Source organism: Aquimarina sp. (assembly GCF_977115655.1).
The window spans coordinates 1-25,812 of sequence record NZ_CDSBKO010000016.1; the positions used below are offsets into that span (position 1 = coordinate 1).

The 25,812-nt window shown below is 33.0% G+C and carries 19 protein-coding genes; 16 read left to right on the forward strand and 3 right to left on the reverse strand.

Features of this window, described 5'->3' with window-relative positions; all coding sequences use genetic code 11:
• The 3 genes from ACZIYX_RS08745 to ACZIYX_RS08755 all read left to right on the forward strand — a co-directional run.
• A partial coding sequence (locus tag ACZIYX_RS08745) for a T9SS type B sorting domain-containing protein (protein ID WP_462681838.1) occupies positions 1–4,670 on the forward strand: 4,670 nt, incomplete at its 5' end.
• Between the two features lie 91 nt (positions 4,671–4,761).
• The gene (locus tag ACZIYX_RS08750) at positions 4,762–5,718 is read left to right on the forward strand and encodes a PorP/SprF family type IX secretion system membrane protein (RefSeq protein ID WP_462681839.1); all 957 of its coding nucleotides are present in this window, start codon (positions 4,762–4,764) and stop codon (positions 5,716–5,718) included.
• Between the two features lie 117 nt (positions 5,719–5,835).
• Positions 5,836–5,988, forward strand: coding sequence for a hypothetical protein (locus ACZIYX_RS08755; RefSeq protein WP_462681840.1), 153 nt, complete (start codon positions 5,836–5,838; stop codon positions 5,986–5,988).
• Positions 5,989–6,108: 120 nt separating this feature from the next.
• Here ACZIYX_RS08755 and ACZIYX_RS08760 read toward each other — a convergent pair whose 3' ends face one another.
• Positions 6,109–6,507, reverse strand: coding sequence for a DoxX family protein (locus tag ACZIYX_RS08760; RefSeq protein WP_462681841.1), 399 nt, complete (start codon positions 6,505–6,507; stop codon positions 6,109–6,111).
• Between the two features lie 66 nt (positions 6,508–6,573).
• Entirely contained in the window at positions 6,574–7,725 is a 1,152-nt protein-coding gene (locus tag ACZIYX_RS08765; RefSeq protein ID WP_462681842.1) for a DNA polymerase III subunit, read from the reverse strand.
• A 248-nt stretch (positions 7,726–7,973) separates the two neighbouring features.
• Between ACZIYX_RS08765 and ACZIYX_RS08770 the strand changes: the two genes are divergently transcribed.
• The 4 genes from ACZIYX_RS08770 to ACZIYX_RS08785 all read left to right on the forward strand — a co-directional run bounded on the left by ACZIYX_RS08770 (position 7,974) and on the right by ACZIYX_RS08785 (position 14,471).
• Positions 7,974–9,158, forward strand: a complete 1,185-nt coding sequence (locus ACZIYX_RS08770; protein ID WP_462681843.1) for a phosphoglycerate kinase — start codon at positions 7,974–7,976, stop codon at positions 9,156–9,158.
• Positions 9,159–9,366: 208 nt separating this feature from the next.
• Positions 9,367–10,986 carry a lytic transglycosylase domain-containing protein gene (locus ACZIYX_RS08775; RefSeq protein WP_462681844.1) on the forward strand — a complete coding sequence of 540 codons (1,620 nt, stop codon included), beginning with the start codon at positions 9,367–9,369 and terminating at the stop codon, positions 10,984–10,986.
• Between the two features lie 16 nt (positions 10,987–11,002).
• Complete coding sequence (locus ACZIYX_RS08780; protein WP_462681845.1) at positions 11,003–11,998, forward strand: DUF4837 family protein; 996 nt, start codon at positions 11,003–11,005, stop codon at positions 11,996–11,998.
• Positions 11,999–12,344: 346 nt separating this feature from the next.
• Positions 12,345–14,471, forward strand: a complete 2,127-nt coding sequence (locus tag ACZIYX_RS08785) for a Tex family protein (protein WP_462681846.1) — start codon at positions 12,345–12,347, stop codon at positions 14,469–14,471.
• A 581-nt stretch (positions 14,472–15,052) separates the two neighbouring features.
• Here the strand turns inward: ACZIYX_RS08785 and ACZIYX_RS08790 are convergent.
• On the reverse strand, positions 15,053–15,244 hold the full coding sequence (locus ACZIYX_RS08790) for a Sec-independent protein translocase subunit TatA/TatB (protein WP_462681847.1): 192 nt from the start codon (positions 15,242–15,244) through the stop codon (positions 15,053–15,055).
• Positions 15,245–15,548: 304 nt separating this feature from the next.
• Here ACZIYX_RS08790 and ACZIYX_RS08795 point away from each other — a divergent pair, with 304 nt between their 5' ends.
• The 9 genes from ACZIYX_RS08795 (at position 15,549) to ACZIYX_RS08835 (ending at position 25,811) form a co-directional block, all read left to right on the forward strand.
• Positions 15,549–16,421, forward strand: a complete 873-nt coding sequence (locus ACZIYX_RS08795) for a M23 family metallopeptidase (RefSeq protein ID WP_462681920.1) — start codon at positions 15,549–15,551, stop codon at positions 16,419–16,421.
• Between the two features lie 6 nt (positions 16,422–16,427).
• Positions 16,428–17,927, forward strand: a complete 1,500-nt coding sequence (locus ACZIYX_RS08800) for a GH3 auxin-responsive promoter family protein (protein ID WP_462681848.1) — start codon at positions 16,428–16,430, stop codon at positions 17,925–17,927.
• Positions 17,928–17,950: 23 nt separating this feature from the next.
• Positions 17,951–19,645: a DUF6909 family protein gene (locus ACZIYX_RS08805; protein WP_462681849.1), complete on the forward strand. Its 1,695-nt coding sequence runs from the start codon at positions 17,951–17,953 to the stop codon at positions 19,643–19,645.
• 10 nt (positions 19,646–19,655) lie between these two features.
• Positions 19,656–20,657 (forward strand): hypothetical protein, encoded by a 1,002-nt coding sequence (locus tag ACZIYX_RS08810; RefSeq protein WP_462681850.1) that lies wholly within the window; start codon positions 19,656–19,658, stop codon positions 20,655–20,657.
• Positions 20,658–20,727: 70 nt separating this feature from the next.
• Positions 20,728–21,699 (forward strand): type I phosphomannose isomerase catalytic subunit, encoded by a 972-nt coding sequence (locus ACZIYX_RS08815; protein ID WP_462681851.1) that lies wholly within the window; start codon positions 20,728–20,730, stop codon positions 21,697–21,699.
• A gap of 91 nt (positions 21,700–21,790) precedes the next feature.
• Positions 21,791–22,660, forward strand: a complete 870-nt coding sequence (gene rfbD, locus ACZIYX_RS08820) for a dTDP-4-dehydrorhamnose reductase (protein WP_462681852.1) — start codon at positions 21,791–21,793, stop codon at positions 22,658–22,660.
• A gap of 301 nt (positions 22,661–22,961) precedes the next feature.
• Positions 22,962–23,549 carry an acyltransferase gene (locus tag ACZIYX_RS08825; RefSeq protein ID WP_462681853.1) on the forward strand — a complete coding sequence of 196 codons (588 nt, stop codon included), beginning with the start codon at positions 22,962–22,964 and terminating at the stop codon, positions 23,547–23,549.
• Between the two features lie 21 nt (positions 23,550–23,570).
• Positions 23,571–24,515, forward strand: a complete 945-nt coding sequence (locus tag ACZIYX_RS08830) for a Gfo/Idh/MocA family protein (RefSeq protein WP_462681854.1) — start codon at positions 23,571–23,573, stop codon at positions 24,513–24,515.
• Positions 24,516–24,800: 285 nt separating this feature from the next.
• A complete protein-coding gene (locus ACZIYX_RS08835; protein ID WP_462681855.1) occupies positions 24,801–25,811 on the forward strand; it encodes a mannose-1-phosphate guanylyltransferase in 1,011 nt (336 codons plus the stop codon).
• Position 25,812: the final 1 nt, after the last annotated feature.

The following is a 25,812-nucleotide window of genomic DNA, read 5'->3' on the forward strand; positions in this document are numbered from 1 at the left end:
CTACTACAAACCCATTAACAATAAGTGGTTTATCTGGAGGTTCTTACCGAGTATCGGTAGAGGCATTAGCTACGCCTTTCTGTGATGAAGTTTCTAATACAGCTACCATAGACCAGCCAACCGTATTAACACTAATTATGAATAGTGCGACAATACCTCACTGTAATGATCTTTTATCGACTGTTACTATGCAGGCTACAGGTGGAGTTGGTCCTTATAGTTTTGCAGCAGTTGCAGGAGCAGCACCACAACCAGACCCGGGTGTATATCCATTAACAGGGGTTTTTGATTTAGATCCTGCCACCAATACGACATGGGTTATTTTTGTTGAAGATGCTAATGGTTGCGTAACTTCTGAAGAGATTACGATACCAGGAGTTGTTGCACCACCAGTATTGAATCCTATACCTGGATTTGTAGATGATCCTTGTACTTTTGATAATGACTATACATTTACAGTTACTGCTACAACAAGTGTGGTTGTGCCGCCTGGTTCAGGAGATTTAAGTTATGAATTAACACATCCTTCAGGCGTGGTCGATGCTCCTGTTCGTGGAAATGGAGTTACAGTTGCAGAACATCAATTCACAGTTTCTGTACCAGGTACATATAGTGTACGGGTTTTTGATGAAAACGGATGCCCATCGTTGCCACAAACTATCACGATATACCCAGAGTTGATAGTAACAGCTACCATGACAGAGCCTACGTGTCGTGATAATGATGGTACTATTGTAGCTACGGTAAGTGGTGGTTCAGATATTACGGCAAATCCAGGAAACTTCACTTTTACTTTATTAGATGGAGGAGGGCTTGCAGTAGCAGGAGTTACACAGACACCAGGTCCCGGAGCAGATCAGGTTACTTTTACAAGTACTACAATACCGGGTGCTACAGGAATATTGCCAGGCAATTATAGAGTAGAAGTTAATGACAGTGGAATTGGTCCAAATCCACCGGCACCGGGAGGATGTACAGCAAGTTTTGATATAATAATACCTACGTTCTTAGACCCAATTCCATCCGGAGTTCCGACCCCTGTTTCTTGTTTTGGAGGAAATGATGGTACTATTTTGGTAAGCTTGGATCCTACGGCAGATGATCACACACCGTATACGTATATAGTTCGTCCATTTGGAGGAGGAGCTACTATAGCAGGTCCACAAGCAGCCCCATTATTTACTGGGCTTCCTGCAGGAAGTTATGAAGTAGTTGCTACTTCAAATAAAGGATGTTCAGGCACTTCGTTAGAGATTATCATAGGCGGTCCTACGGCAGCACTTAATGTAACAGATTCTCAGACAGCTTATGGTTGTAGTGCATCTAATGCAGATATATTCCCGGTAATTACCTTAACTATTACGGGCGGTACTGCGCCTTATGATGTTTCATATACAGGAGCAGCCAGTGGATCAGAGACCGATGTTGCAGATGCAGATGGAGCAACCGCAGGAGTACAATATAATGTTACCGCTACAGTTGCGGGAACATATACCTTTACAGTTACGGATAACAATAATTGTGCATTTGCTACTTTTGATGTTATTGTACCGGCATTCCCGATTATGACAGACCCTACAGTTACCAGAGATACAGGAGCTGTTAATGCAGGAGTAATTTCATGTGATAATCCGGAGACGGTTATTGTTTCTATAACAGGAGGTGTAGGTCCATTTGATTTTTCAGAAATAAGTGGAGCAGTACCAGGTCAGTTAGGAGTAGTTGCAGGAACAGGTAATGTGGATCCTCCTGCAGGAGTTCAAACTATTGCTACTTTTGCATTACCAAGTGTTGGTTCTTATGTATTCAGGATTACAGACCAGGGTACGGGATGTTTTATAGACACCACACCATATACTATAGCACCATTTGATACGATAACAGCTACACTTACTACACTTACAAATGTATTGTGTGCAGGAGCTACCACGGGAGAGCTGTCATTGAATATTGGAGGCTATACAGGAGCATATAATTATACAGTAACAAATACAGTAACAGGAGCAGTTGTGATTCCAAGTACTGGTGCTAATACTACTACAAACCCATTAACAATAAGTGGTTTATCTGGAGGTTCTTACCGAGTATCAGTAGAGGCATTAGCTACGCCTTTCTGCGATGAAGTTTCTAATACAGCTACCATAAACCAACCAACTCCAATAACGGTTACTGTAAATCAAATACAAGATGAAACATGTAATCCTGGAGATGATGCAACAGTAGAGGCTGTTGCAACAGGAGGCACAGGAGCATTCCAGTATCAGTTAGAAACGTCAGGTGGAGCGATCTTAGTACCTTTTGGTACAGATCCAAGATTTGGAGGATTTGGATTAGATGCAGGAGTTGCTCCGGCAGGACTGGATTATGTGGTTAGAGTTAGAGATGCTAATAATTGTGAAGCTACAGGAAATATAAATATCCAACCACCTGTGCCAATAGGATTAAATGTTATTGCACCAACAACATTGGCTTGTGCAGATAGTGAAAATGGTGTTATTGTTGCAACAGCAACAGGAGGTCAAGGAGCAGGAACATATTTCTTTATGTTAACGTTCCCTGATGGATCACAGTCCGGACGTTTGTCTAGCACTACAGATACGTATAGATGGGAAGATCTTAAACCAGGAAATTATATAGTTACAGTTTCGGATAACCTTAATTGTGAGATCACTCAAAATCCAGTAGTTATTAATGCGCCACCAGCAGTAACTATAGATGTTACTCCTACAGGTATAAGCTGTCTTACTGCAAACCCTAACAACATTCAGGTTATTCCCGGAGGAGGAATTCCAGGATATGAATTTGGAGTTAGTAGTGATAATGGAGTTACCATAACTTGGCAAGTAAGTGATACCTTCTTAAATTTACCAGCAGGGGATTATGATTTTTATGTAAGAGATAGCAACCTATGTAAATCTCCGGCTTCTACTAGAATTCAAGTTAGAGACCCAGAGCCATTTGTGGTAACGTTAGATTTAAATAACATATCGATAGTATGTTATAGTGAGCCTACAGGTTCGATCGATGCAGTTGCAACAGGAGGATTAGGTAACTATATGTATAGTATTTCAGGAACGGACTATTTAGGAGGAGTGGTTGCTGTTGGCCCACAAACAGCAAGTTTCTTTGGAGACTTATTAGCTGGTACTTATACCTATACGGTAACTAGTGGTGATTGTGTTGATATTGTTACTCCATTTGAAATACGTCAACCATTAGAACTTGATATAACTATTTCTGCTACTCCAATTTCTTGTAATGGGGAAACCGATGGTAGTATTCGTGTAGAAATTAATAGAATTCCACCTCCATCAGGTCCTAGAGGAGGAACTAATCCATATTTCTATTCACTATATAATAGTGCGGGTAATGCGGTGTACACTTTCTTAGAAGATGATATAGATAATCTTAACGGGGAACATACGTTTATAGATTTACCAGCTGATACCTATAGAGTAGAGGTAGAAGATGGTAAAGGTTGTCCGGTAGAAGAAACAAATATCATAATTATAGAACCAGCAGCAATTTTGGCTACTATAACCGCAACAACTCCAGAGGATTGTGCAGGAGATATGAATGGTACAGCAAATGTATCTATAACAGGAGGATTACCACCAGCTAACCCTGCAGATCCAAGTTATTTCTGGAGTATTGATGGAGTAAATTATCAACCAGTATTAGATCCTGCTAACTTATTTATTGATAATCTTCCGGGAGGAACTACTACATTATTTATTAGAGATTCTCAAAATAATGCAAATTGCCAGGGAGCATTTAATATTGAAATTGAACCTGGAGTTAATCTGGGAGCTACTTTGATACCAAGATTGGTATGTCCTGTATATGATTATACAGAACCTAGAAACCCGATAATGACAAGAGAGGAACAGTATTTTGTAGAATTTAATATTATCGATGAGTCCAGAAATTTAGGTATAATCTATACTTTAAATGGTATTAATGGCACTCCTAATCCTGCTAACAACTCTAATTTAACAGGTGTTTTTGAAGTAACCCCGGGAGAATATGAAGGAGTTATGGAGTTTCAGGGATGTACAAGAACGGTAGATACAATTGAAATCTTTAATTATACACCGTTAGCAATACCAGTTGCTCAAATGACAGGTAATTCGCAAGATCCTAATGAGTATCAGATTATAGCTTCTGGAGGAAGAAGATTCGATAAGGAACCTTTCTATTCTTTCTCTTTTACAATTTTGGAAAATGGAATGACCCTAGAACAATTAGAGCCATCTGACTTTACAGAGTTAGACGGTAATATTTTTACCATACGAAAAACTGCAGATTATGTATTAAGAGTTGTAGATGCAGATGGTTGTGAAGTTTTAACGGTACAAAATATTACATACATTAATATTCGTATTCCAAATTATTTCACCCCAGATAAGCCAAATACTAGTATTGAAGAGAGATTCTGGTATCCAAGACAAATAACTCCTAATCCAGATGATCCGTTCTTTTTTGAAAATATGGAAGTAATGGTATTTGACAGATATGGTAGAATGTTGGCAGAGTTTAAAGGAAATCAACAAGGATGGGATGGTCTTTACCAAGGTAAACAACTTCCATCGGGGGATTATTGGTATACCATTATCCTTAATGATATAGATAACAGAGAGTTTACAGGTCACTTTACATTATATAGATAATATTTAATAGTCTGGGTGAGTTATAAACTATATGGAAAAACCATAAGATATTGAAAGAGAAAAGTTAATGATCTGTAATTTTTAATGTTAGATGAAGAAGTATATTGTAATATTTAGTCTATTTGCAACCTATTGCACTTTTGCACAGGAGTTTTTTGCACCTGTACAAAACCAATATATAGCAGATAACCCGTATTTGATATCCTCTGCGTATGCAGGTATTGGAGATTGCTGGCAGATCAGAGGTTCTGGCTTTGAACAATGGGTGAGTATAGAAGATGCCCCGGGAACACAATCTTTATCTATAGACGGTAGGATATCAGACCGATCAGGAGTAGGAGCAATCCTTTTTAATGACCATAATGGTTTTACCACACAAAAAGGTATTCAGTTATCTTTTGCACACCATTTAACATTAAGTGAGTATGATAATCAATACCTTTCGTTTGGTATTAGTTATAAGTTTACCCAGTTTGGTATTGATACTTCTAAGTTTAATAACGGAGATCCTGATAACCCAGTAAATCCAGGGTTACCAGATATAAGTGTAAATGATTCTAATTTTGATATAGGATTATTATATCGATTAGGAAGATTCTTTTTGAGTGCCAATGCCGTAAATTTGTTACAAAAGCAGATAGATGATTTTAACCCTACAGAACCATCGCAAATACAGAACTATTATTTATATACCGGATATACGTTTTATCATAAATTTAGCGATATAGAAGTAGAACCATCTGTACTATATCAAAATTTTGCGGGTGATGGTCGTTCTACAACAGATCTTAACTTAAAAGTACGTAAAATGCACAGAGGAGATTATTACTGGGCAGGGATTAGTCTTCGATCTTTGGTCGATCAGGATTTTAAACCTTTGTCTGTGTCTCCTATGATAGGTATTAAAAAAGCTAATTTTTATGTAGCTTATGGATATCAGATTAATGTTAATGAGGTATTACAACCAACAACAGCTGCAGGATCCCACATGATTACACTAGGATTTGATTTTGGGTGTAGGCAAAGTAAATGTGGATGTACGTATTGATATATATAATATATAATTAACAATAAAAGCGCCAAAAGGGCGCTTTTATTGTTTAACCCGGATCATCAATGTCATTAAGTTAAGAATTTAGAAGTAAAGGGGTATTTTGTTTTACAGATGATGATATTTAATCAAAAAGATACAGAACTTAACGACATTTCCCGGATCATGCACAGAGAACTTCGTCATGAAACTTTGAGATACCATAAATACAATGATTTTCTTGGTTTTAGAATAGCAGTTTACCCTGAGTTTATCGAAGGGCTATGAGTTAAATTAAAAAATCAAGTGTAACGGGTTGTATTTGCTGTAGATTAAAGATGTAATAGATTTTCTATTGCATGATCCGGGTTTAATCTTACTACCTGTTTATGCCAATTATAAAAAGTATTATAATGAAATTACATACAAACCAAAAACAGCCACGATAAAATAACAAGTAATTGTTAAAGCGCCAGGGTAATCTTTTGCTACTCTTTGCCCAAATAGCAGCATTAAAAGAGTAATACAAGCCAAAAACATAGCCAGAACTGAAAAAAAGATATCGTTGTTGGTAATTAGGGTATAGATTCCTATAATACAACATATAGCCGTAACCATTTCAATAATTAAAACAATACCCAAAAGCAAAGGAACGATATTGCCCATAAAGGTCTTTGCAAAATGCTCCTTTAACCATCCTAGGTTTCCTTTCCAATCCATTATTTTATCTATACCAGATTGTAAAAATGTAATAAGAAGAAATAATAAGATAGTTATCGAAACAATATTATTTATAAAATTATCCATGAGTAAGTAGTTTAGTAAATCAAATATAGAACAAGATTTTAAGAACGAATATAAAGATAAATAGCTTTAATCTTTTTTATGAAGAAGCCGGGTTAATTTTATAGACAGATCTGTAAGAATTATTTTTGCATTGCCATTTCGTTCTATATGATATGCTGCATCCTGTAATTCATTGCAAATATCTATAATATTAGCCCCATGAATAAAAGGGGCAAAATTTTCTAATTTAAAACCTTTGGTAGTAGGTTCTAAAAAAACCAAATCTTTGGCACCATAATTAAGCAACATTGCTTGTCTAAAAAAATCCAAACAATAATTCAGAAATTTTTTTTGAGTCTCTCTTCCTGTAGAAGCAATAGATTCACTCCAGGTAATTAAATCATTTACAGCAGATTTATTGCCTTTAGCTTTAAAAGCAGTACGCACCCATTGTATAAACCATTCTTCAAACTGGTCATCACCACCATCATGGTGTAACAGGTGTAAAGCTTTGCTATAATCCCCATTTGCCTGATGTGCTATTTTTAAAGCTTCACTATCCGATAGGTTTTCTTTTTTTTGAAGAGCTTCCTTTATTACCTGCTCTCCTAATGGGGGAAAATGTAAAACCTGACACCTAGATCTGATAGTTTGTATAAGTTGCTCTTCATCTTCAGTTATTAGGATAAAAATAGTTTTGGCAGGAGGTTCTTCAATTAATTTGAGAAGTTTATTGGATGCGGCAGTATTCATTTTATCTGCCATCCAGATTAACATTATTTTATATCCGCCCTCATAACTTTTAAGCGAAAGTTTTTTTACAATCTCTAACGCTTCATCTACTCCTATTTGTCCTTGTTTATTTTCAATCCCTAATGAAAGATACCAATCAAAAATACTACCATAGGGGTTTTCTCTAACAAATTTTCTCCATTCCTCTGCAAAATGACCAGAAGTAGGATGTTTTTTAACTTTATCGTTTACAGCTACAGGGTATACAAAATGCAAATCAGGATGAGCAAGGTGATCGAATTTAATATTGCAGGCGTGGTTACCCTCCGTATTTTCACCATTTTGGTTTTGACAAAGCACATATTGTGCATAAGCTATAGCCATAGGCAGGGTTCCACTACCATTTGCTCCCACAAAAAGCTGTGCATGAGGAATCCTGTTGCGGTTAGCACTTGTGGTTAGATAACTCTTTATATGTGTAAGGCCTAGTATGTCCGAAAAAAGCATGAGGCAAATATAAAAATAAGAACGGTGCGTACTATTAGGATTCGCAAATTTATAATGGTAAAAAATAATATTTATGTAAAAAATGTAAAACTATAAATCAAATAAGATTTTTTTATTGAAAAAGGGTTTTTTCTAAACATTCAATAAAAGTGAAAAATTACTCTTATTTCGGAGTAATTTTTCTTCCAGATTTAACTGTTTTTGAGGAAATAGAATTATTTTCGTTTGCGAAAAACCAATCCATTAAGATGAAGACAATTCACGATTTTAATTTCGAAAATAAAAAAGCATTAATACGGGTAGACTTTAATGTTCCCTTGAACGAAAAATTTGAAGTAACAGATGATACCAGGATACAAGCTGCCAAACCAACGATAATCAAAATTTTGGAAGATGGAGGTAGTGCTGTTTTGATGTCTCATTTGGGAAGACCAAAGGGAGTACAAAACGAATTTTCGTTAAAACATATTATAGACAAGGTATCATACGTTCTTGGAGTGCAAGTTAAATATGTGGCAAATTGTGTTGGTAAAGATGCAGAAGAAGCTGTTGCAGCTATAAATCCGGGAGAAGTTTTATTGTTAGAAAATTTAAGATTTTATGAAGAAGAAACCAGTGGAGATATTGCCTTTGCTGAGCAGTTATCAAAACTAGGGGATATTTATGTTAATGATGCTTTTGGTACAGCACATAGGGCGCATGCATCCACAACTATTGTAGCACAGTTTTTTGCAGATAATAAATGTTTTGGTAATTTATTGGCAAAAGAAATAGAAAGTATAGATAAAGTTCTTAAAAGCGGTGAAAAACCAGTTACCGCCATATTAGGAGGATCAAAAGTATCTTCAAAAATCACGATTATCGAAAATATTTTGGATAAAATAGATCATTTGATTATTGGTGGTGGAATGACATATACTTTTATCAAAGCACAAGGAGGACAAATTGGAGATTCGATTTGCGAAGATGATAAACAAGAATTAGCACTGGAGATTTTAAGAAAAGCAAAAGAAAAAGGAGTACAGGTTCATCTTCCTGTAGATGTGTTGGGTGCCGATGCTTTTAGCAATGATGCAAATACAGATGTGATGGATGTAAACATGATCCCTAATGGTTGGCAAGGATTGGATGTAGGACCCGTGACCATAAAGAAATTCCATGAAGTTATTTTACAATCCAAAACAATACTCTGGAACGGACCTCTTGGGGTATTTGAAATGGAAAACTTTGCCAAAGGAACCATAGCTCTTGGAAAATCTATTGTAGAAGCAACAGAAAAAGGAGCATTTTCACTGGTAGGAGGAGGTGACTCTGTAGCAGCAGTAAAACAATTTGGTTTTGGAGATAAAGTAAGTTATGTCTCTACCGGAGGAGGAGCTATGTTGGAAAGTCTTGAAGGTAAAATATTACCAGGAATTGCAGCAATAGGATAATTTTTTGTAAGAAAAAGCATAAATTTTTCAAAAATTAAGAAAAACCGGTTTTTTTAACCGGTTTTTTAGTGTTTTTAACGCCTTGATTTTTTGTGATTTAGAAAAAAAATACGATTTTCGCTATTGTACGGTTGATAAGGTGTTAAAAACAATACATATTGCCAAATAAATATAAATTTTAAACAATTTCAATAAACGAATTTGTACAATGAATAAATACCATATATTATTTTTTTCTTTCTTTTTTCTTTCTTTTTCTTTAACAGGACAAGAACACCCAAAAAAACAATCGCCCCTGGTAAAAGACAAAGAGATTGTTTTAAAAGAAAAACTTGATTTTAAAAAAAATACGGTTAGAGTAATAGATACCACTAAGATGATTAAAACGAGTGGAGAATTACAAACTACAACGATAACATCTACCAGTATAAAAGATAGTGTAATGTACGTGACAAAGGATTATCCCAAAATGTCACACCTCGATTCCTTATGGAAACAAGAATTGTATAATTCTGATTTATACGATACTATTTATAACTCTGTTGCAAATCTGGAGTATGAACCAGTAGAATATGTTGATCTTCCTACAGATACATTAAAAGCCAGATTAAAAAAATTGAATGCCCGTACACCTTTTAATGTAGAATATAATCCTGCGTTAGAGAGTGTAATAAAAAGTTATTTAAAAAACAGGCATCAACATTTAGAACGATTAATGGCACTTAGTGACTTTTATTTTCCTCTTTTTGAACAAGAATTAGATAATCAAAATATACCTTTAGAAATAAAATATCTGGCTATTGTAGAGTCTGCATTAAAACCCAGAGCAAAATCCAGAGTAGGAGCTACAGGATTATGGCAATTTATGTTTGGCACCGGTAAAATGTTTGGGTTAGAAGTAAGCTCTTATGTAGACGAACGTATGGATCCAATTATGGCAACAAAAGCAGCCTGTAAATACCTGGCAAATTTGTATAAAATATTTGGAGACTGGGATCTTGCATTAGCATCCTATAACTCTGGACCAGGAAACGTTACCAAGGCAATTCGTCGTAGTGGAGGATATACAAATTATTGGAACATCAGACATAACCTGCCCAGAGAAACTGCGGGATATTTACCAGCATTTTTGGCAACAATGTATATTTTTGAATACGCAGATAAGCACGGCTTTAAACCAAGAAAACCAGAATTTGCTTATTTTGAAACCGATACAATACAAGTAAAACAAATGATATCCCTAGATCAGGTATCTGAATATATGAATATAGATATTGAAGAGCTGCAATTTCTAAATCCTTCATATAAATTAGATATCATCCCCTATATTAAAGATGAAAATTATGTGTTGCGGTTACCATTGGATAAAATAGGACCATTTGTAGCCAATGAAAATCAAATATATACTTTGGCAAAAGCAGAGTTTGATAAGCGGGAAAAACCATTGCCCAAATATTTTGAAGCCAATGATGCAATTCGATATCGGGTTCGCAATGGAGATTTTTTAGGAAAGATTGCAAGAAAGTACGGAGTAAGAGTTAGCCAGATTAAAAAATGGAACGGTTTGCGAAGTAATAATCTTAGAGTCGGTCAGCGTTTAACAATTCATTCACGCATACCAGTTATTGATAAACCAAAAAACACTACCAAAACAATAACCAAGGTAGTAAATAACAGTTCTGAAGAGTATACAGTTAAAACAGGAGATACTTTGTGGAGTATTTCTCAAAAATTTGAAGGAGTATCTGTAGAGAATCTTAAAAATTGGAACGATATTAGCGGTAGTGGTATAAAACCAGGTATGAAACTGAAACTTTCAAAATCATAACCGCAAAGATTCCCTTATGAAAAAAATATCCATTTTAGTAGCCATTTGTTTGCTTTGTATAGCAGGTTGTAAAAAAAACCAAAAAGATGAAAAAAAAGCACCAATGGGTGCAATGGCACATTCTGTAGGAAAAATAAATGAACTTTCTGTCGTAATTGATAATGAATTATGGAAAAGCAATATTGGAGATACCATTCGCAAATTTTTTGGAGCAGAAGTCCCCGGTTTACCTCAGGAAGAACCTTTGTTTTCAATGAGGCAAATGCCAGAGGAAGCATTTTATGGCTTAGCAAGAAAAAACAGAACTTTTCTTTGGATTAAAAAAGGGAAAGAAGAAAAAAGTAATTATAGCATATTAACTAATAAATTTGCTACTCCACAAGTAGGGGTAGTAATTACAGGACAAACAGATGATGAGATTACTAATTTAATTAATAAACACCATGAAACGATCGTTTCAAAATATAAACTTGCAGAAACACAAGAAAAACAAAGACGAATCAAAAAGTCTTTAGAAAAAATACCTCAACTACAAGAAAAACTAGGAATAACCTTAAATATTCCAACCGCATATAGAATTGCTATAGAAGAAGATAAATTTTTCTGGATTAGAAAAGATATCTCTCATGGTAGTATGAACCTAATGATATATGAACTGCCTATAGGTATTGTATCTAAAGATTCAAACACTATTTCTAGTATTATAAAAATGAGAGACTCTATAGGAATTGCAAAAATCCCAACCTCCGAAGTTGGTAGTTTTATTACAGAAGAAGCATACGCACCTTATATTTATGAGACTACATTAGACAATAAATTTACATTCGAAACTAAAGGAACATGGGAAATAAAAGATCGTTTTATGGCAGGACCATTTGTAAATTATGTTATTGAAGATACTGCCAATAACAGGCTGATGGTGCTAGAAGGTTTTGTGTTTGCCCCTTCATTAGACAAAAGAGACAATATGTTTGAACTGGAAGCTATAATAAAAACAGTACACTTTGAATAAGCTTTTTGCCACTTCTGATCCTACAAAAATCTATAGCTTACACAAAAAAATATTTTTTAGCATAAAATAAAACCTTCAATTTAGCATTATATGTATCCTCATAAAATATGAATACAACGTAATAAAACAAGGCTGTATAAAAATTTTATCATGTTATTTTTTGAGTAGAATATAACAATATGAAGTATGTGTTTTACCTTTGGTCTTTATTTTTTCAATATGTTAAAATGGTGTAAGTCAAAAAAATCCATCTTATTAGGATTAGGATGTGTTCTTTTGGCTTTTTAAATAGGAGGATGCCTTTGTTTGTAAACAATGAAGGTTTAAAATAAAAAATTAAATATTGATGCAGATTATTTCTTTTATAGCGAAGCAGATCCCTGTTTCAGAAAAACAAATCACAAAAACTATTTCTCTTTTAAACGATGGGGCAACAATACCTTTTATTGCCAGATATCGTAAAGAGATGACGGGAGATCTGGACGAGGTAGTTATTGGTGAAATTGTAAAATATAAAGCAGCTTTTGAAGCATTAGAAAAAAGAAAAGAAAGCGTACTTGCTACTATTAAAGAACAAGAAGCCCTAACACCAGAATTACAGAAAAGAATTTTATTAGCAGAAACCCTCACAGAAGTAGAAGATCTTTATTTGCCATACAAGAAAAAGAAAAAAACAAAAGCAACTGTAGCAAAAGAGAAAGGTCTGGAGCCTTTGGCAAAAATTATTATGCAACAAAAGGAAGAAGAAATTCTTTTTATTGCATCCAATTACTTAAACGATATTGTTGCATCTGAAGAAGAAGCACTGCAAGGAGCAAGAGATATTATAGCAGAATGGATTAACGAAGATGAAAAAATCCGAAATGGACTAAGAAAATTGTATCAACGTAAAGCAACAATAGCCTCTGCAGTTATAAAAACCAAAAAAGAAGACGAAAATGCTCAAAAATACCAACAGTATTTTGATTGGGAAGAGCCATTACATAAATGCCCGTCGCATAGGTTATTGGCAATTTTAAGAGCCGAAAATGAAAAAATAGTAAGAGTAAAAATTGCAGTGCCAGAGGATGATGCACTAGACATTATTGATAATGTAATAATAAAAACCAATGTTGAAGCATGCACAGATCATGTTTTTTTAGCAATATCAGATGCATATAAACGATTGTTAGCCCCTGCAATTTCTACAGAAATATTAAATCAATTTAAAGAAAAAGCAGATGACAATGCCATAAATGTATTTGCCCAAAACCTAAAACAACTTTTGCTAGCCTCTCCACTAGGTCAAAAAAGAATATTAGCGCTAGATCCGGGTTTTAAATCCGGGTGCAAGGTGGTTTGTTTAGATGAGCAAGGAGATTTATTGCATAATGAAAATATCTATCCACATCCACCACAGCGGGAAACTACAGTTTCAATAAAAAAAATAAGATCTCTGGTAAATGCTTATAAAATTGAAGCTATTAGTATCGGTAATGGAACAGCCGCCAGAGAAACAGAAGCTTTTATTAAAAAAATCCCATTCGAAAAACCAATTCAGGTGTTTATGGTCAATGAAAGCGGAGCCTCTGTATATTCTGCATCTAAAATTGCAAGAGCAGAGTTTCCAGACTATGATGTTACCGTACGGGGAGCAGTATCTATAGGAAGAAGATTAGCAGACCCTCTTGCAGAATTAGTAAAAATAGATCCTAAAGCAATCGGGGTAGGGCAATACCAGCATGATGTAGATCAAACCAAACTTAAAAATGAGTTGGATACAGTAGTAATGAGTTGTGTAAATAGTGTAGGAATTAATGTTAATACAGCTAGCGTACCTCTATTAAGCTATGTCTCGGGTATTGGAGAAAAACTTGCAGAAAACATTGTTGCTTATAGATCCGAAAATGGAGCATTAAAATCTCGGGAAGAACTAAAAAAAGTACCAAGATTAGGAGGTAAAGCCTATGAACAAGCAGCAGCATTTTTAAGAATTACAAGCCCTGAAAACCCGTTGGACAACTCTGCGGTACACCCGGAGCGGTACCAGCTGGTATCTAAAATGGCAAAAGATACCGGAGTTCCTATAAGTGAACTAATAGGTAATAGAGAAGCTATTTCAAAAATCAAATTACAAAGCTATATTACAGAAGAGGTTGGGCTACCAACATTAACAGACATTGTTAAGGAACTCGAAAAACCGGGAGTAGATCCCAGAAAAAAAGTAACTGTATTTGAGTTTGATCCCAATGTAAAAGCTATTACAGATATAAAAACAGGAATGAAATTACCAGGAATTGTGAATAATATTACAAATTTTGGTTGTTTTGTAGATATAGGAATCAAAGAAAGTGGTTTAATTCATATATCAAAATTAGCAAACGAATTTATTAGTGATGTTAATGCAGTAGTACAATTACATCAACACTTAATGGTAACGGTAATAGAGGTTGATATAAGCAGAAAAAGGATACAACTCTCTCTTATTGATTAAGAAATAGTAATCAAATACAAATAAATTCAAACAGTACAACTCCGGCTTGAGGCTAAAATTCTTCTATTTTTGGCTAAACCCGGATTGTGCAACAGAACTTCGTTATGAGACTTTGAGATACCATAAATACAATGATTTTCTTAGTTTTAGCATAGCGGTTTACCCTGGGTTTATCGAAGAGCTATGGTTATTAAAAAATCAAGTGTAACAGCTGTATTTGCAGTAGATTAAAGGTGTAATAGATTTTCTATTGCATGATCCGGGCAATGTCGTTTAGTTAAGGGTTTAAACTATTGATTTAAAGTTTGTTAATGGTGTATTCCACTCCCGTTCTTCAACAGGATGACAAATTGCAGGATGAACTGTGCTTAAAAACACAATGCTTTCTGCTTGTCATCACGGCGTAGGATGGAAGTAAAGGGGTATTTTGCTTTTACAGATATTTAATCCTCAAAAAGATACAGCTTAACTTAACGACATTGATGATCCGGGTTAAAAAATGTTCTCTATACTCAAAAAAAGCGGCAAAAACAAAAAACCTCAACTATAGTTGAGGTTTGTAATATGTAGTAAAATAAAAATTATTTTTTCTTATCTATTTTAGGATCTTCATCGTCTTCTTTTGTAGCATCCTTAAATTCTTTTATACCACTGCCAAGTCCTCTCATTAGTTCAGGGATTTTCTTCCCCCCAAACAAAAGTAATAAAGCCCCTACAATTAGGGCAATTTGCCATGGACCTATCATTCCTAAAAATATACTAGATAATATCATGATCTTAAACTATTAGAATGCAAAGTTAGTAAGAAATGATGAAACCTGCACAATTTTAATAATCTTTAACCATTTAAAGAGGTGTTATTTATATCATATTTTGAGATTATACCCCGGATATTGAAAAATGAACAGGATTTTTAAATCCGGATAAGTTGTTAAAACTAATTTTTAGAACAATTTTATAAGTTTTCTAAGACGATTTATATATCCCAAAGCGTTGTATTTTAATATTGGTAGATTACGTATATTTGCGATTAATAATACCGATTTGAGAACATTCTTTATAGAAGATGTAATCTATATGGCAAAAAAAAATAAAGAACAAAAAAAGATAACTAAAAAGCTGCTTAATAAGTACCGCCTGGTCATCCTTAATGAAGACACCTTTGAGGAGCGAATATCCTTTAAACTTAATAGGCTTAATGTTTTTGTAATGGTTACTATAACCTCTATAGTTCTTATTGCAGGAACAACATTTTTAATCGCATTTACTCCATTAAGGGAATATATACCAGGATATTCTTCTACATCCCTAAATTTAAGAGCCACCCGATTGGCGGCTACAACAGACTCTTTAGAATCTGTAATTGCAATTAATCAGGAATATTATAAATCTATAAGAAAAGTGCTTACCGGAGATGTTAAAACTGTGGAGTTTGATGTAGATTCTGCAATACAATCTCAAAAAATTAGCCCCGAAGAAGTAGATCTTAACCCCTCAGAAGAAGATATGCAACTTCGTGAAGAAGTATCTAAAGAAGATAAGTATAGTTTGTTTGAAAGTGAAAAATCAGATTCTGATTTTTCACTGTTTCCGCCAGTAAAAGGTAATATTACCTCAAGTTATAATGTAGACGAAAAACATTATGGTATAGATATAGCAGTTCCCAAAGATACACCCGTAAAAGCAGCATCTTCCGGAATCGTTATTTTTTCTGAATGGACAGCAGAGACAGGGCATGTGATTATACTGGAACATAATAATAACCTGATTACTGTTTATAAACACAATTCTTCGTTATCCAAGCAACAAGGAGAACAGGTTCAGGCAGGAGAGGTAATAGCCACAGCAGGTTCAACAGGAGAATTATCTACAGGACCTCATTTGCATTTTGAATTATGGAGGGATGGATATCCAACAGATCCAACAAACTTCATTGACTTTGAACAATAATTATATATGTCTTTAAAAGCAATAGGAGCCAAAATATTTGCCAAACGTATTCGTAAAAAAATAGATAAGTGGGCATCTAACCCCGTAAAAACTCAAGAACAAGTTTTTAAAAGCTTAATAAATAAATCAAAACATACTGTTTTTGGAAAAGATCATGATTTTCAAAACATAAAAACATATTCAGACTTTGCAAAAAATGTCCCAATCAGGGATTATGAAGAATTAAAAGTATATGTAAATAGAGTTATAGAAGGAGAGAAAGATATTCTATGGCCAGGTAAGCCATTATATTTTGCCAAAACATCAGGAACTACCAGTGGTGCAAAATACATTCCTTTAACCAAAGATTCTATGCCTACTCATATAAAAGCAGCACGTAATGCTATTTTATGTTATATAGCAGAAACTGGTAAAGCCAATTTTGTAGATGGTAAGATGATATTTCTTCAGGGAAGCCCCGAAATGGGAGAAAAAAACGGGATACTATTAGGAAGGCTTTCAGGAATTGTAGCACACTATGTTCCCAAATACCTTCAAAAAAACAGAATGCCTAGCTGGAAAACCAATTGTATGGAAGATTGGGAGAAAAAAGTAGATGCTATTGTTGAAGAAACCATAGATCAAAACATGGCAGTAATTAGCGGTATTCCTCCTTGGGTACAGATGTATTTTGAAAAACTACAGCAGCGAACCAATAAAAAAATAGGAGAACTTTTTAAAGAATTTGAGCTTTTTATATATGGAGGAGTTAATTTTGAACCGTATAAAAAAACTTTTGAAAAACTAATTGGAAGAAAAGTTGCAGGGATAGAATTATACCCTGCTTCAGAAGGGTTTTTTGCCTTTCAGGATAAACAGAGCAAAAAAGGAATGCTATTACAATTAGATTCAGGTATATTTTATGAATTTGTAAAAGCAGACGAGTTTTTTGAGGAAAACCCCAAAAGATTAACTATTGGCGAGGTCGAAAAAGGGATTAACTATGTAATATTGGTTTCTACCAATGCAGGATTGTGGGCATATAATGTTGGGGATACAGTACAGTTTACCAGTGTTTCACCGTATAGAGTGATAGTTTCAGGAAGAATAAAACATTTTATATCTGCTTTTGGAGAACATGTTATCGGTAAAGAAGTGGATGAGGCAATTCGTATTGGAGCAGAAAAAACAGGAGCAATAATTAATGATTTTACCGTTGCACCACAAGTAAATCCAAAGGATAAAAAATTACCTTACCATGAATGGTTTATAGAATTTAGAGAAATTCCAAAAGATATAGAAGTATTAACTTTAGAGATAGAGAATTCCTTACGAAGACAAAACTCATATTATAACGATCTAATAGAAGGGAAAATATTAGAAACCCTAAAAATTACGATAATTCCCAAAGATGGATTTAAAAACTATATGAAATCTATTGGTAAATTAGGAGGGCAAAATAAGCTTCCCAGACTTTCTAATGATAGAAAAATAGCAGACGCCCTTACTACTATGATCGACAAATAAACTATATTTGCTAGGAAAAATTTATGGCAAAGCTTATATTACAAGGAAGAACCAGAGCTCAGGAAAGTTCTAGCGCGATAGAACGCATGTATATTACTATGCGCCATCTTTTTAATAGAGGTTTTTATAAACCTATGGGCGTTTCTGGAGATACTCTTAGAGAAGCACTATTGATCCTTCGTCCAGAAATTTATGGATCTGTTGCAGAAGAAAAAGTAGAACTTAACGGCTTATTGTACGTTATAGACAGACTGCCGTATGGCATTGAAGAATGTCGATATATCAATCTAACTAGCGAAGAAGGGTATAAAAACTCCCACTTTAAAGCCATAGTGCCCCCAAAAAGAAGAAGAAACTGCTATCGTATTGATGAAGAACAAATGAATATAGAGATCACCCGTGGGCGATCTGAGATTTATGATATTCTTACGCATCTTACATTTTTGTTTATCGAATCTCACAAGATAATGAACCGTGTAGTAATCAACGAACAAGGTAATGTAACCAGAGATTGGCAAAAATTAGAAAAAGCAGTGCTTTCAAGCAAAGATTTAACTAAAGCCGAAAGAGAAGTAGCTTTAACCCATACTGCAAATATTTTAGGAAGAACCTTTGAAGAGGTGTCCTCTGTTTATAGCGGATTTTCGTGTATTGAAAATAAAGAGAGATTTTTACATATTATTTATTGGTTAGGTAAATTAGCTATACAAGAGTCTATTGAAGACAATAAACGAATTGTAACATTTAGCCCGGTGCTAAGAGAAAGACTTGGTCACCATATTCATGGAGAAATTTGGGCAAATACAATTAAAAATAAATTAGAACAACTAGACTTATTAGAACGGCCAATCCATATTATTAGTGCAAATATGCATAGTGTTATGAACACACTATACGTACCTATAGCTTTAAAAACAGAGCTTAAAAACAAAAAAATATTTGATGTATATGAATCCTTAAGTAATAAAGCAAATGATAGCTTAAGAGCAAAGGTGCAAAAAATAGCATTACAGCAAGGTATGACATATATCGAAGATCAAAGCGGAGCTAATATTAATGTGCAAATATTTGATACTTTACTATATACCCAAGGAAAACTAAAAGAACTTATTGCTAATATCGAAGATAAAAATAAACCCGTAATTATAGTAATGGATTATGCTTTTGGAGAGCAAGCTTATGAAACTATGGATGAGCTGCTAAAACCATATATCAATAAAAATAACACAAAAACCCACATAGATGTTAAATCCATATCTATAATGGGAAAAGCAGGAATACTGGAAGGAGGAAAAGGAGATATTATGATACCTTCTGCCCATGTTTTTGAAGGAACAGCAGATAATTATCCATTTAAAAACGAACTTAAAAAAGAAGAATTAGAAGGTAATGGGATTGATATATACGATGGCGCTATGATAACCGTTTTAGGGACATCCTTACAAAACAGAGATATTCTAAAGTTTTTTCATGATTCTACCTGGAATGTGATTGGTTTAGAAATGGAAGGAGCACATTATCAAAAAGCAATACAATCAGCTTCAAAGTTAAGAAGTAGTATAAGCCCCGAAGTTAAAGTAAGATATGCATATTATGCATCAGATAACCCTTTAGAAACAGGAAGCACATTAGCATCAGGCGGATTGGGAACTAGTGGCGTTAAACCAACGTACTTAATTACCGAAAAAATAATAGAACAAATATTTAAAGAAAAATAATAAGCACAACATGAATAAAGAAAACAATACTGATGAGATAGACTTAATGCAAATTTTTGGATTGATCAAAAATGCATTTAAGAATTTTTTGAGATTAGTTATTTCTATAATTTCATTTTATAAGAAAAAAGCAATTCTATTCTTTATTTTATTGGTTATAGGGGTTGTAACAGGATATTTTTTAGATCAAAATCAAGACACAAAAAACAACTTTGTTCAGGAAATCATAATCGAACCAAACTACAATAGTGTAAAATATATTTATGATTTTGTTGACGAGCTAGAATATAATTTTAAAGATGATCATTTCTCAAAAAAATTAGGGATTGATAAAGAGAATATCAAAAATGTAAAAAGGATAAGCATTGAGCCTATTATAAAGGGTACAGATGTATTAGATAATTTACAAGAGAGATACGAAAATCGAGAATTTTTTAAAGACATTATGGAAGCTTATGATGATGGAAAGGTAGAAGAAGAAAAATTTAGAGATTTTTATAAACACCATAAACTTACTTTTGAGTTTAGTACAGAAAGTGAATATAATAGTAAAATTATATCCTCTGTTTTAAATTATATAAAATCTAATAACTACTTCAAAGAAGTAGCAAGTTTAGAATTACAACAGACAAAAGAAAATTTAGAACGAAATAAAAAATCCCTGCAGTTTATAGATAATTATTTGAACAATCTTGAAAAAACCCCTTTAAAAGCAGAAAATGAGAATGTTATAATTTCTTCTGGACAAGAAAAATTGCCAATGGTATCTGTAGCATCTCTATTACAAAAGAAAGAACTTTTGATAGAATTAATTAATGACCAAGAACATGATTTAGTTTTTAATAAAGAAATTTATTCTATAGTAGATTACGGTGATATTATTTCTAAACGCAAGGAATTATATAACAGGATGCTCCTTACTATCCCGATGTTTCTTATAGGGTTGGTTTCTTTATTTTATTTCTTTAAATATATGTCTAGATCTATAAATAGTTTTGTTAAAGAAGATTAATAAATGTTTATTTATACAAATTATTTTCATTTTCTTAACTTATTAAAGAAGGGCTAAAAAACTAAAAACTATGTTATATCCTATAAAATTTCACCCGATTCTTAAAGAAAAAATATGGGGGGGAAATAAATTAAAAACTATTCTCAATAAACTCACAGAAACAGAAAATGTAGGAGAAAGCTGGGAAATATCAACAGTAGGAGATGATGTTTCAATAGTTTACAATGGAGAATTTGCAGGTAGAACATTAAACGATCTAATAAAGGAATACAAAGGCGAATTATTAGGAAAGAAAATATATAAAGAATTTGGAGATCAATTTCCTTTATTAATAAAATTTATTGATGCCAAAGAAGACTTGTCTGTTCAATTACATCCCGATGATGAACTAGCAAAAAAACGTCATAATTCTTTTGGAAAAACAGAAATGTGGTATGTTGTTCAATCAGACCCTGATGCCAAATTGATCGTTGGTTTTAATAAAGATACTACCAAAGAAGAATACGAAGATTTTTTAAGAAAAAAAGAAATAACAAAACTGCTCAATTTTGAAAAAATATCTAAAGGAGATAGCTATTTTATAAAAGCAGGAAGGATACATGCAATTGGGGCAGGATCATTAATTGCAGAAATCCAGCAAACATCAGATATTACCTATAGAGTATATGATTGGGATCGTAAAGACTCTGAAGGAAACGAAAGAGAATTGCATACAGATTTAGCTTTGGAGGCATTAGACTTTAAAGCAGATGCTTCTTTTAAATTAGAATATAACGAAGATAATAACAAAGTTAACAACCTTATTTCTGGAACCTATTTTACAACCAGTGTTATCGAAGTAGAAGATAGTTTTCAAAGAGACTACAAAGATTTGGATTCTTTTAAAATATTGATGTGTGTAGAAGGTAATGGTACAATAAATACCCAAGGACATTCTTTATCTGTTTCTCTTGGAGAAACAATATTAATTCCTGCAGTTGTAAAAGATGTATTAATAAAAAGTACAACTCAAACAATAAAATTATTAGAGGTATATATCTAAATGACTTAATATCTCAATCGGTTTCAAAATTGATGTCTCTGAATGTTTGTTCCATTATAAAATTTATAATTTTATTGTTTAAAAGTAAAAGATGAATAAAAATTTTAGCAAAATCAAAATTCTTGTTACAGGTTCAAATGGTCAATTAGGACAATGTTTACGAAAAATAGCACACAATTATTCTGCTTTAGAATTACATTTTTATAATTCTACAGATTTAGATATTACTAATAAAGATGCAATATGTCAGGTTTTTAAAGATAATTCATACGACTTTGTAATTAATTGCGCGGCATACACCAATGTAGAGCAAGCAGAAAAAGAACCAGAAAAAGCATTTCATATAAATGCAGACGGGGTTAAAAACTTGGCAGAAGCCTGTAAAAAACAAAACAGTACTCTCATTCATATATCTACAGACTATGTTTTTGATGGAAAAAAAGACAGCCTATATACTGAAGAGGATATACCTAACCCGATAAATGAATACGGTAAGTCAAAATTAGCAGGAGAGCAATTTATTCAGGAAATTCTGGATTCATTTTTTATAATAAGGACTTCATGGTTATACTCTGAATTTGGGCATAATTTTTTTAAAACGATTTTAAAAAAATCGGAAACAGAAACAGAACTGACCATTACAACCTCAGAAAAAGGGACGCCAACAAATGCAAATGATTTGGCTAAATTTATTCTTGATTTAATTTTAATAGATAATCAAAAGTATGGTATTTATCATTTTAGCAACCTTGGCGAGGCTACTTGGTACGATTTTGCTGAAGAAATCCTTAGTGTTTTAGGTAAATTGGATACCATAATGCTTAAAAAAACAGATAATTACCCTACTTCTGCAAAAAGACCAAAATATAGCGTGCTGAGTAAGGAAAAGGTAAAAAAGGTTTTTCATATTTCTCAAAACAATTGGACAAATAGTGTTCGAATGCTTCTAAAATCCTCTTAGTTAAAATAGCATTGAAAGTTTTGATTCCTCATTAAGGGTTTAATTCCCCGAGGGGGTCCTCGAAAACAAAATATATTTTTCAGAAGTATACTTGTGCGTTTGCTCTAAGGTTGTTGATTTTACCATAGGATTGCATGGTAAAAAAATGCTGTTTCTTTAAAATTATCATTTCGTAATATTGACTTCATTAATACAATAAATTCTAAGATTTTTCAGTTTGGAGGGGGTGCTTTACAGTAATTCTTTTAATAATTATAACATGATCACTCTTATAAATTAAATGTTTTAAAATATAGATACTATGGATAACGAAATGTATTTCGCGCATGAAACAGCTGTAATAGACAAAAATTGTAAAATAGGAAAAGATACTAAAATATGGCACTTCTCACATATAATGTCTGATTGTGAGATAGGAGAATCCTGCAATATAGGTCAGAATGTTGTGGTGTCTCCCAAAGTAAAACTAGGAAAAAACGTGAAAGTTCAAAACAATGTCTCCATTTATACAGGAGTGATTTGTGACGATGATGTTTTTTTAGGCCCATCAATGGTATTTACTAATGTAATTAATCCCAGAAGTGCAGTAAACAGGAGAGGACAGTATGAAGAAACTATTGTTAAAAAAGGAGCATCGATAGGAGCTAATGCTACTATTGTTTGTGGAAATAATATAGGTGAATATGCATTAATAGGAGCAGGTGCTGTAGTTACCAAACCAATAAAACCTTATGCGCTAATAGTAGGAAATCCTGCAAAACAGATTGGTTGGGTAAGTGAATATGGGCACAGGCTTGATTTTGACAAAAACAATGAAGCTATTTGTTTAGAAAGCGGACAAAAATATGTTTTAAACCCAGAAAAAGAATCTGTAAAAAGAGTTATATAATAAAATAATTAGAAAACCTACATGAAAAATTTTGCACTAATAGGAGCTGCCGGATATATCGCTCCAAGACACATGAAAGCAATTAAAGACACGAATAATAAATTATTAACAGCTTATGATAAAAATGATAGTGTTGGAATAATAGATTCTTATTTTCCAAACACAGATTTCTTTGTTGAGTTTGAAAGATTTGATAGACATATTGAAAAATTAAAATATGAGCAAAATTTATTTTTGGACTATGTGAGTATATGTTCTCCTAATTATTTACATGATGCACATATTCGATTTGCTTTACGAAGTGGAGCAGATGCAATATGTGAAAAACCTTTAGTTTTAAATCCATGGAATATTGATAAACTCCAAAAGGTAGAAGAAATTACTGGTAAAAAGATATATAATGTCCTTCAGCTTAGGGTGCATCCATCCATTATAGAATTAAAAGAAAAGGTTGAAAAATCTAATAGGGATTCCAAATTTGAAGTAGACTTAACGTATTTGACTTCTAGAGGAAACTGGTATCACACTTCATGGAAAGGAGATATGAGTAAATCAGGAGGAATAGCAACCAATATTGGGGTTCACTTTTATGATATGTTATCCTGGATTTTTGGTGATATTCAAGAAAATATAGTTCATGTTCATGAAAAAGATAGAGCAGCAGGTTATTTGGAGTTTGAGAATGCAAGAGTTAAATGGTTTCTTTCTATTAATTCTAAGTATTTACCTGGCGAAGTAAAAGAAAAAGGACAGACAACATATAGATCTATAACTATTGATGGTGAAGAATTAGAATTTAGCGGTGGATTTGGGGATTTACACACTTTAGTATATAAAGATATCTTAGAAGAGAGAGGGTATGGTTTAGAAGCAGCTAGAACAGCAATTAATATTGTTCATGATATTAGAAACACTAAGCCTGTTGGAACTAAAGGAGAATATCATAGGTTTTTGGTAGGGTACTAATACCTCTTTTTTTACAACTTTATAGAAGGGCTGTATTATTGGTAAGAATATAAATATTCGGTATTTTAGGGAAATTTGGGCTAATACTACTTAAAAAACGGATAATTACTCTACTTTTGCGAAGAGAGTGATCAAAACTAATACATTTTTAAATTAAATTTTTATATCTAAAAAGGATAGTATAAAAGTATATAATAACAGTATTTATAATTTTTGTAATGTTCAATAATATTGAAAATACAATTTGAACTTATAGAAATAAGTTTATATTAATATATTTAGTGAATGAATAAGTTAATTAATGTGGTGTTAAGTGGGGGATCTGGTACAAGATTGTGGCCATTATCAAGAAAATCAAAACCAAAACAGTTTTTAAAAATCTTTGATGAAAAATCTTTATTTCAGCATACAATTACTAGGAACTCTATACTTGTTGATGATTTTATGTTGTTAACAAATATAGATCAGGAAGCTCAAGGAATTAATCAAATTCAAGAAATAAATATCTCACTAAAGCATAAGATCATTGAACCTGTAGGAAGAAATACTGCTCCTGCTATAGCCCTTTCAGCTTTTAGCGTTGATAAAGATGATATTTTGTTGGTTACTCCTTCTGATCATATGGTTAGCGATTTTGACGAATATAAAAAAAGCGTAAACCGGGCGGTTTCCTTAGCGAAAGAAGGGTTTTTAGTTACTTTTGGAATTAAGCCTGAATATCCAGAAACTGGTTATGGTTATATCGAATTTAAAGGAGAGGATGTCATAAGTTTTAGAGAAAAGCCTGATTATAAAACGGCTGTCTCTTTTATAGAAAAAGAAAATTTTTACTGGAATAGTGGGATGTTCTGTTTTAAAGCAGGAGTTTTTTTGTCAGAATTGAAAAAATATAGAGTAGATATCTATGAAGCTTCAAAAAAAGCATACGATTCTAATAATAACGGACATATTAATTATGATGAAATGATCAATATCCCTGAGGAAAGTATTGATTATGCTGTTTTTGAAAAAAGCGAATTAATTAAAACTGTAAAATCTAAATTTCAATGGACAGATTTAGGCTCTTTTGATTCTTTAATTTCTTATTTTAACAAAAATAATATGGTAGAAGGAATATCCCATATTAAAGGAATTGACAACTTGAACTCATATAGTATAGGAGAAAAAGAAGTATATGGGATTGGGGTTTCAGATCTAACAGTTGTAGATACAGAGGATTGTATTTTGATATTACCAAATCAATCTGTTAATAGAATTAAAGAATTACATAGTAATATTAAAGAAATACTTCTATAAA